Annotated in this window: 9 protein-coding genes; 4 read left to right on the top strand and 5 right to left on the bottom strand. The window is 48.5% G+C overall.

Annotated elements, in window-relative coordinates; all coding sequences use genetic code 11:
* Positions 1-31 precede the first annotated feature (31 nt).
* From FJ023_05495 to dcm, 5 genes are all read right to left on the bottom strand, one after another.
* Positions 32-1,405, bottom strand: a complete 1,374-nt coding sequence (locus FJ023_05495) for a DUF1446 domain-containing protein (protein MBM4446791.1) — start codon at positions 1,403-1,405, stop codon at positions 32-34.
* Positions 1,406-1,663: 258 nt separating this feature from the next.
* Positions 1,664-2,170 carry a hypothetical protein gene (locus tag FJ023_05490; protein MBM4446790.1) on the bottom strand — a complete coding sequence of 169 codons (507 nt, stop codon included), beginning with the start codon at positions 2,168-2,170 and terminating at the stop codon, positions 1,664-1,666.
* A gap of 348 nt (positions 2,171-2,518) precedes the next feature.
* Entirely contained in the window at positions 2,519-2,947 is a 429-nt protein-coding gene (locus tag FJ023_05485) for a very short patch repair endonuclease (protein ID MBM4446789.1), read from the bottom strand.
* Between the two features lie 38 nt (positions 2,948-2,985).
* Positions 2,986-3,708 (bottom strand): hypothetical protein, encoded by a 723-nt coding sequence (locus FJ023_05480; GenBank protein MBM4446788.1) that lies wholly within the window; start codon positions 3,706-3,708, stop codon positions 2,986-2,988.
* Positions 3,641-4,621: a DNA (cytosine-5-)-methyltransferase gene (dcm, locus tag FJ023_05475; GenBank protein MBM4446787.1), complete on the bottom strand. Its 981-nt coding sequence runs from the start codon at positions 4,619-4,621 to the stop codon at positions 3,641-3,643. Before dcm ends, FJ023_05480 begins: the two co-directional genes overlap by 68 nt.
* Positions 4,622-4,784: 163 nt before the next feature.
* Between dcm and gatB the strand changes: the two genes are divergently transcribed.
* From gatB to FJ023_05455, 4 genes are read left to right on the top strand one after another with little or no spacing between them, the layout of a single operon-like run.
* Complete coding sequence (gatB, locus tag FJ023_05470; protein ID MBM4446786.1) at positions 4,785-6,257, top strand: Asp-tRNA(Asn)/Glu-tRNA(Gln) amidotransferase subunit GatB; 1,473 nt, start codon at positions 4,785-4,787, stop codon at positions 6,255-6,257.
* Position 6,258: 1 nt separating this feature from the next.
* Positions 6,259-6,480: a preprotein translocase subunit SecG gene (gene secG, locus FJ023_05465; GenBank protein MBM4446785.1), complete on the top strand. Its 222-nt coding sequence runs from the start codon at positions 6,259-6,261 to the stop codon at positions 6,478-6,480.
* 21 nt (positions 6,481-6,501) lie between these two features.
* A complete protein-coding gene (locus FJ023_05460) occupies positions 6,502-7,338 on the top strand; it encodes an SAM-dependent chlorinase/fluorinase (GenBank protein MBM4446784.1) in 837 nt (278 codons plus the stop codon).
* 6 nt (positions 7,339-7,344) lie between these two features.
* The gene (locus tag FJ023_05455; GenBank protein ID MBM4446783.1) at positions 7,345-8,178 is read left to right on the top strand and encodes an MBL fold metallo-hydrolase; all 834 of its coding nucleotides are present in this window, start codon (positions 7,345-7,347) and stop codon (positions 8,176-8,178) included.
* Positions 8,179-8,592: the final 414 nt, after the last annotated feature.

Raw genomic sequence — 8,592 nt, 5'->3', positions numbered from 1 at the left:
GGCGAGTTCTCTAAGTAACACCTTGGGCACGCTAACTCACCTCCCGCACAACAAAATCTATCAGCACCTCTTCCCGCGGTATGAGCGTTGGCCAGAGGGCAATTACAGGCCTGGGCTGACGCGGAGCCGAGAATCCTACACCTACGGGCGTGCCGGTGAGCACAGCGAACGCAGATACTATCATTTGCGCCTCAGCCGCCGTTTTGGCTTTAGCAGCCACCCTGAAGCCAATCTCATTTATCGAGTCTTCGTCTGGAATCGGCACAACAGGCCCCAACAATGAGTTCACTCCGATATAATCAATCCTCACCTCCAAGTTTTCACGTTTCAATCCCATTTGCTTTAGCCTCTCCCAACCTACTTCTTCCATCCTCTTTGCCTTGCTTAAGGCTTTGGGAGCACTTATGACCGTCAAGTTTTCCGCAATATACCCATCCGAGTAGCCAATCTGCACTTTCAGCGTATCAGGTCTGGGTTTACCGGTCATATTTGCCACCCGCACTCTGTCATCGCCCAGGTCTTCAAGCATAAGCGTGGTCATATCAGCTATACCATCGGGCATAACATAATTTCTGGGGTCGTGGACTTCATATACCAGTTGCTCTTTAACAGTCCACTCGTTTACCATCCCGCCGGTCCCGGGCACCTTGGTAATAATAGCAGTGCCATCCTCGTAGAACTCGGCTATGGGATAGCCTATGGCCCAGGGTTTGGGTACCTTCTCCCATAAAACCGAGTTTTGCCCGCAGCACCAGCTAGCACACTCGATTATATGGCCTACAGTCACCGCAGCACCGATAAGGTCCCAGTAAGGCTCTGCAAACTCCCAGCCAAACTCATGCATAATAGGCGCTACAAAAAGAGCATTATCCGAAACCCTACCTGTTATGACCACATTGGCTCCCTCGCCAAGGGCACCGATAATCCCATCCGAGCCTATATATGCATGGGCGGAGACAATGCGGTCTCTTATACGGTCTATATCTTCTTCACCATTATCCAGGTTGTTAAATTTCCACCCCTTTTTCCTGCAGTCCTCGAGTTTATTCAACACATCATCACCCCTTACAATGCCTACCTTCAAATCAGCCAGCCCCTTCTCTTTAGCAATGTTCAATACCTGGTTGGCTGCTTCCTCACAATTAACTCCGCCACCGTTGGTGATTATCCTCATGCCCTTTTTATGGGCGGGTGGCAGTATAAGCTTCATGCCATCTATGATATGCTGCCAGACATAACCTCTTTTAGGGTCTCTTGCCTTTGTTATCTGGAGTACAGCCATGGTAAGCTCGGCTAACTGGTCAAACCCCAGATAATCAACCTGTCCCTTGTCTACCAATTCCAATGCCGGCAATGGATCTGATGGTGCCCACCCGGAGCCAGCACCCAATCTTATTTTCCGCATAACGTGACTCTCCTTTTAAGCCGGCTTTCGAATCCCCTGATAGATATGCAGGGCAAGTAAGACTACAAAAGGGGTCCACAGATTATCATGAATCTTATAGTGCAATCGCGCATGGTGTCAAACCCGTGTGTCTCACTTTAGGATGGTTCGCAGAAGTTACAACACTTCTTCATGAGTGTTGCACAAGCCACAATTATCATGCAACGCAAACTAACTATGCTTAACAATTTGAGTTATTGTTCAACCAAGCCGCCGCTATCATAATAGCGTTAATCTGAGAATCATAAAGATAAGAATGAGCCAACTGCTCCAAGTTACTAAGTGTTCGCCGTGCATAGCACCAGTCCCACGATTAGCTGCATCCTTGAATTGTTCTTGGTACCACGTTGGATAGCTTTTAAGGCCTATGTCAGAGTAAATATGTGCGGATGGGCACGGAATCAAGAAGTCAATCCAGGCAGGATACGTCCGTCTGTTTGATCCACTAACATTACCACCTTTATCTTTGCCAGGCAGATTGTTACCTTTCGTCTTTCCCTCGTGGACTTGGGTCAGATTCTTTAATATTACGCTAAGAACCGCAGCGACCTGCAGGGCAGCAAATCGGCGGAGGCGAAGCTGCCATCTAACAAAAACATGTATAGACACCCAAAATGGGATGATAAGAACGAGCATCCACTGAGGACATGCAAGAGCCTCCCTCCAGTTGAATGTCATGATGGCTGCGAAAAACGCTGTTTCAATCAAGAAACCAACATACGTCATCTGTTCTTTATGATTGTGGTATGATTCTCGATCAGAGAGGAATTTATATGCGAAATCTATTTCGTCAGGTCGGAGATTCATTTTCTAGAACTCCGGTTATTTGCGGTCGAGTCGATTCCGAAAGAATACTACACGGTGATAATCGACCATGTCAAGACCTAGCTATTACTGCTGCTTTGCTATGTGTCAGGTGGGCGCGTGATACATGTCCCATCCCACATGCTAGGTCAGCTAACTGCACATTTGTCAGAATCGTGCAATTGTGCTCCAGAACGCCGATGTGCAGTGAAAAGTGCGGTTGACTTATTTGCTGGAAAACAGGAGCCGCTCAATGATAAGTTGGACAAGTTACAACCGGGCGATATTCCTGATGTCAGTGGTCTTTCTGCTATCAGACGAGGTTTTGGCTAACATACGCAGCGAAATTACCGTTCTGTCAGCCACTTCATCTGCGTTATTTTTCAAATCATGCTCCCATATCCTGATAACCACCCACCCCATATTCTTGTAGTATTCATTGACTGCTAAGTCCCTTTTTCTGTTTTTCCTAATTTTATTGTTCCAATATTCTTGCCGAGAGGATGGCATTCTCAAATGTTCAGGACAACCATGCCAAAAACAGGAATCAACAAATATCACCGTTTTATATTTTTTCAGTACAATATCGGGTTTCCCGTAGTATTCAGAAGCGTTTTTCCTGTATCTGAAACCCTGCCGCCACAATTCTCTGCTGAAGTCGTGCTCTATCTTTGAATCGCGGCTTTTTACCGCTCTCATTATCTCGCTTCGTTTCGATACTGAGACTTTATCCACGACTATTGCACTACTTGAACCCAACTCGAGTCGAAACCTATCGCGTCTAATAACTGGTCAATGCTCGAAACAGGAGGAATACGAATACGCATTTTCAGTCTCTCAGCAGGGACATCTTCTATTATTGTGAATTGCGAGCCGTGACGCTGCCAAGTGAAACGGTGATTTCCGCTTTCCTTATCATGACCCTCAAGATTATTATTTCTATTTCTTCTCCATTGGTAAAGCTCTGGTTGGTATCGCAACGTTTCTAATTCAAAAATCGCATATTCAGACCAATCCAAGCCCTTAATCAAAACAACATTACGTGCGTGTGCATATTTATTGCGGATTTCGTCAACGCGTGCGTTCCATATATCCAGCACTTGTTTGCCAATGTCATTATCATTATCTGCAATAAAGCCAAACGAATACTCAGGATTGTTTCTGCCGGATATAAGTCTTACGCTCGAAGCGGTAAATGGATGAATGTTCTTAACCGATTTTGCGCCCCAAGCGCAGTTGCCTTTTACAATATCATCCAGACCTACTGGACTAGGTTTCCATTCGCCGTTTATAGCATTGGCGAATACTTGTTCCCACTCAGAACCTTCTAAGCTCGGTTGCGCTTTAGTGGCAAGCATATAGATTATCTGCTTGCCAACTAAAAAGGCAAAATCATGAGGGAATTGGTTCAAGGGATAGGGCGGCTCTGCTCGCTGCCTTCTCCTTATGCGAGGTCTCATATTCATTAACGTTCTCTTCAGCCATTACTATTTGCTGAACAATCGCTTTCACGACCGGTACCGCTACCGCATTACCGGTTTGCCTTCTAATTTCAGAGTCATTGCTTATGGGCATAAACCAATCAGGGAATCCCTGCAATCTTAATTGCTCTCGTGGAGTCAGTCTTCTTTCTCCATTTACTAGAAGGTAATTATATGAAGCATTCGCCCTCAAAGCACAGGAGTATGGATATGAACTTATATGCCCTGCCTTGTTTTCGTGCCAAATAGATGGGTAGAATTTGCTTTCGTGAGAAGAACGCCGTTTTTGTCGCATCGATTCTGACACGTAATATTTAGTTGGGACTGACTCCTCAAGTATTTCCGAAAGAGGTTTCATTTGATAACCGCCTTGCGGAAACTGAAATGGAATCTTCTTGTTGTTTCCAACAATGAAAACCCTCTCTCTTTTTTGAGGCAATCCAAAATCAAGGGCATTTAATATTCTCCAGTCTACTTCGTAGCCCAAAGACATCGTTATTGACAAGATGCGTTTAAGCGTTTTCCCCTTATCGTTCCCGACTAATTGCTTTACGTTTTCCAAAACAAACCAAGACGGTTGTTTCGCTTTTAGGATTCTAGCGATATCAAAGAATAGCGTTCCCCTCGTATCACTCATACCATTCATTGAACCGATTATGCTAAAAGGTTGACAAGGGAAACCCGCAAATAACACATCGTGGTCAGGTATAGAATTCTCGTCTACTTGCTTGATATCTCCAGTTGGCTTCTCACCGAAATTAGCTTCGTAAGTTCGTTGAACTTCTTTGTCTATGTCGCACGAGTAAACGCAATCCCACCCCAGACTTTCAGCAGCAATTCTAAATCCGCCAATACCGCAGAACAAATCTATAAAACTATGAGTTGACTTCATTTCTCTCACTTCTTCCTACTGTTTATAATAGCAATTATAGTTTTGTGTTTCAATACATACTTGGCTAGATTTATCACACTTTTCGTCATTTTGTTTAATATTGCGTCTCACGCGGCCGTTATTCGTTTGCCTCGTGGAACCTGGACTGCTATACTAACCAGTCGTGGACTATGAGATTATCATCGGGCTGGAAGTGCATGCCCAGCTGCTGACCAAGAGCAAGATGTTCTGCTCCTGCAGCTCTGACTATGCCAGCGCTCCGCCCAACACTCACGTCTGCCCCATATGCCTGGGTATGCCAGGCGTGCTGCCCACAATCAACGAGAAGGCGATAGAATATACGGTGATGACCGCGTTAGCCCTTAACTGCACCATCGCCGAACATGCCAAGTTCGACCGCAAGAATTATCCTTACCCCGACTTGATGAAGGGCTATCAAATTTCACAGTACGACGCGCCTATGAGTAAGCAGGGCTGGTTGAATATTGACCTCGACGGCAACAAAAAGAAAATCGGCATTACACGCGTTCACCTGGAGGAGGATGTGGCCAAGCTGACTCACTGCACTTCGCCGGAGGGCGAGACTTACAGCCTGGTGGACGTCAACCGCTCCGGCGTGCCGCTGATGGAAATCGTCAGCGAGCCGGATATCAGCTCGCCGGAGGAGGCCAGGCACTACCTGATGAAGCTGCGCACTATTCTCCAGTACCTGGGCGTGTCCACAGGCAATATGGAGGAGGGCAGCTTCAGGTGCGATGCCAATATCAGTATACGCCCCAGGGGTACCACGGAGTATCTGTCCAAGGTAGAGGTCAAGAACATGAACAGCTTTAAAGCTGTCTACCGGGCGCTGGACTACGAAGCTAAACGCCAGCACGAGGTGCTGGAAAAAGGCGGTAAACTTACACAGGAGACACGCGGTTGGGTGGAGCCGAAAGGCATAACCGTGAGCCAGCGAAGCAAGGAATATGCACACGATTACCGCTACTTTCCGGAGCCCGACTTGCCACCAATGGTCTTCAGCCAGAAATGGGTGGAGGAAATCAAAGCTCGCCTGCCCGAGCTGCCCGACGCCAGGCGGGACCGCTTCATGTCTCAGTACAGGCTGCCACTGTATGATGCTAACCTGCTGGTGGAATCCAAAGCCATGGCTAACTATTTCGAGGACTGCATTAAATTGGTTGGCTCTTCAAACGGAGCCGACCTGCCTAAGAAGGCAAAGACGGTAAGCAACTGGCTGCTGGGGGACTTTCTCCGAATGCTCAACGCCACCAATACCAGCATCGAAGATACCAGGGTCAGCCCGAAGCATCTGACGGAGATGCTGGACTTAGCCGATAAAGGGGTTCTCAGCGGTCCGACAGCCAAGGCGGTCTTTGAGGAGATGTTCACCAGCGGCAAGAAGGCCGGCGACATCGTAGCTGAGAAGGGATTGAGCCAGATAAGCAGCTCGGAGGAAATCGAGAAAATAGTGGCCGAGGTGATAGCCGCCAACAGCCAGGCGGTCTCTGATTATGCGTCAGGGAAGGAGCAGGCGCTGGCGTTTCTAATCGGCCAGGTGATGAAAGCCAGCAAAGGGCGGGCGAATCCCGCCACGGCAAAGGAAATCCTGCTACATAAGCTCGGAGGGAAATAGAATGTTTAATTATCTACTTATTGCCCAGATTGTGGTAGCTGCAGCCTTAATTATCGTAATTACGCTGCAGGTGCGCGGCGGCGGGCTGGGAGGCATATTCGGGCAGCCAGATGCCGTCTACCGGACACGGCGGGGCGTGGAAAAAAGCCTGTTCCAGTTCACTATCGCCTTAACTATTCTGTTCGTAATCATTTCCATCTGGGTTGTCTACGCCAGTGCCTAGCAACAGCGGCAGAAAGGCAGCATGGCTTCGGTCATCACTTTGACCACCGATTTCGGCGCCGGTGATGCTTACGTGGCCAGTATGAAGGGGGTAATACTGACCATCAACCCGAAGGCGGTCATCGTTGACATCTGCCACTCTATCGAGCCACAGAATGTGCTACAGGCAGCCTTCATTCTCAGCACCGCCTACCATTATTTCCCTGAAGGCACAATACATCTGGCCGTAGTTGACCCGGGCGTCGGCAGCCAGCGGAAAGCCATCATACTGAAAACTTCGACAAACTTTTTTGTGGCGCCGGATAACGGCATACTGAGCTACATAGTAGACGAGCTGGACAAGACGCCGGCTAAGCCGGCTTCTCAAACAGCCATCAAACCCGAGCCAAGAAAACTCGGAGCCAGGCTTGAGGCAATGGCTATCACCAACCCGGATTTCTGGCATAAGCCAGTTAGCACCACCTTTCACGGGCGGGACATTTTCGCTCCAGTTGGCGCCCATCTCTCCCTGGGTGTGCCTATGTACAAATTCGGAGACAGCCTGAGTCATGTTTATGCCTTCACCATACCCCGACCATACCATAATGCCCAGGGGGACTTAATCGGCCGTGTCCTTCACATAGATAATTTCGGTAACCTGATTACCAATATCAGGAGCAGCGATTTGCCGGGAGAGCAAATTACTGTAGCCATCGGCAACAAGCAAATACACGGCATAAGCCAGTTCTACGCCGAGAAAGAAGGCCTGGCAGCCATCATCGGCAGCAGCGACTACCTGGAAATATCACTCAAAAGCGGTAATGCCGCCGCCTTTCTGGGCGTAAAGGTGGGACAAGAAATAAAGCTGGAGGTGAGTTGAAATAGAATGCAGATTAAACTTACCACATTGACCGAGAACACTGCCGGCAGAGTTGGGCTGCTGGCCGAGTGGGGATTGAGCGTTCTGGTAGAAGTAGACAACTATAAAGTCCTGCTGGATACAGGGCTGGATATATCTGTCACACATAACGCGGCTCTACTGGGCATAAACTTATCTGAAGTCGACAAGCTAGTCTTAAGCCACGGACATCGCGACCATACCGGCGGCTTTCGCCATGTGCTGAACATAATGAGAAAGAACATCGAGGTAATCGCTCACCCTGACATCTGGGCTGCCAAGTACTCTCGCACCTTCAGCAAGCAGGAGCAATATGCAGGTATACCTTATCCTAGAGAAGCGCTGGAGAACTGGGGGGCTTCCTTCAAGCTTGTCGAGAAGCCGGTCTGGCTTACCGATAACATCGTCACCACCGGCGAAATACCTATGCACACTGAATACGAGAAGATTGACTCCGAGCTCCTTGTAAAGGAAAGCGGCAAGCTTCGCCCCGACCCGCTAAAGGATGACCTCGCCCTCATCGTCAAAGCTGAGATGGGATTGGTGGTCATTTTAGGCTGCGGGCACAGGGGCATGATAAACACGATACATCATGCCCGGAAAATAACCAGCGTGGAGCGCGTACACATGGTCATCGGCGGGACTCACCTTATGCATGCTTCCAGGGAACAATTAGACCTTACTATTGCCGAACTAAAGAGGCTGGGGGTTGAGAAAATCGGCGTATCCCACTGCACCGGGCTGCCGGCAGCAGCCAGGTTGTTTCAGGAGTTCGGCGACAATTTCTTCTTCAACAACACCGGTAGGGTTGTCACCATCTAACTACGCCCACAAACCGGTGTAGCCACGAGGCTAAAACCTCGTGGCTTTGGCTGGGATGTCAGACAGGGTATTGTAATTCTGTTTAGCATGATCTATGATTGTGCTAGACACACAGTAGTGGTTTAAATAAACAGGAGCTTGAGATGGCTGAGATTTGGTACGAATGTGAGTTTTGCACCAGGAAATTTAAGTCGCGCAGGAAGAGGAAGGGAACTAAGCTATGCCGCAATTGCATAGAATTGAGGCGAACGATAAGAAGGTGGGTTCAAGACGGGGTTTGGGTTAAAGAAGCGCTTGAGCCACGGAATTAAGTCCTAGCGTACGGTCGAGAGCAAATAGGCAGGAGTTGGTAAGATGCAGCAGTGGTACCAGTGTCCTAGCTGCGGAGTTACAGTTGCTTTTGGGGCGAGGTTC

This window comes from Chloroflexota bacterium, assembly GCA_016875875.1.
Classification (GTDB): domain Bacteria; phylum Chloroflexota; class Dehalococcoidia; order GIF9; family UBA5629; genus 9FT-COMBO-48-23.
Note: the sequence above shows the minus strand (reverse complement) of the source record. Positions and strands in the feature narration are given on the sequence as shown.

Coding starts and splice junctions, on each gene's coding strand:
- FJ023_05490 (MBM4446790.1), bottom strand. CDS start 2,170: ATGACGTATGTTGGTTTCTTGATTGAAACAGCGTTTTTCGCAGCCATC.
- FJ023_05460 (MBM4446784.1), top strand. CDS start 6,502: ATGGCTTCGGTCATCACTTTGACCACCGATTTCGGCGCCGGTGATGCT.
- dcm (MBM4446787.1), bottom strand. CDS start 4,621: ATGAAGTCAACTCATAGTTTTATAGATTTGTTCTGCGGTATTGGCGGA.
- FJ023_05455 (MBM4446783.1), top strand. CDS start 7,345: ATGCAGATTAAACTTACCACATTGACCGAGAACACTGCCGGCAGAGTT.
- secG (MBM4446785.1), top strand. CDS start 6,259: ATGTTTAATTATCTACTTATTGCCCAGATTGTGGTAGCTGCAGCCTTA.
- FJ023_05495 (MBM4446791.1), bottom strand. CDS start 1,405: ATGCGGAAAATAAGATTGGGTGCTGGCTCCGGGTGGGCACCATCAGAT.
- FJ023_05480 (MBM4446788.1), bottom strand. CDS start 3,708: ATGAGACCTCGCATAAGGAGAAGGCAGCGAGCAGAGCCGCCCTATCCC.
- FJ023_05485 (MBM4446789.1), bottom strand. CDS start 2,947: ATGAGAGCGGTAAAAAGCCGCGATTCAAAGATAGAGCACGACTTCAGC.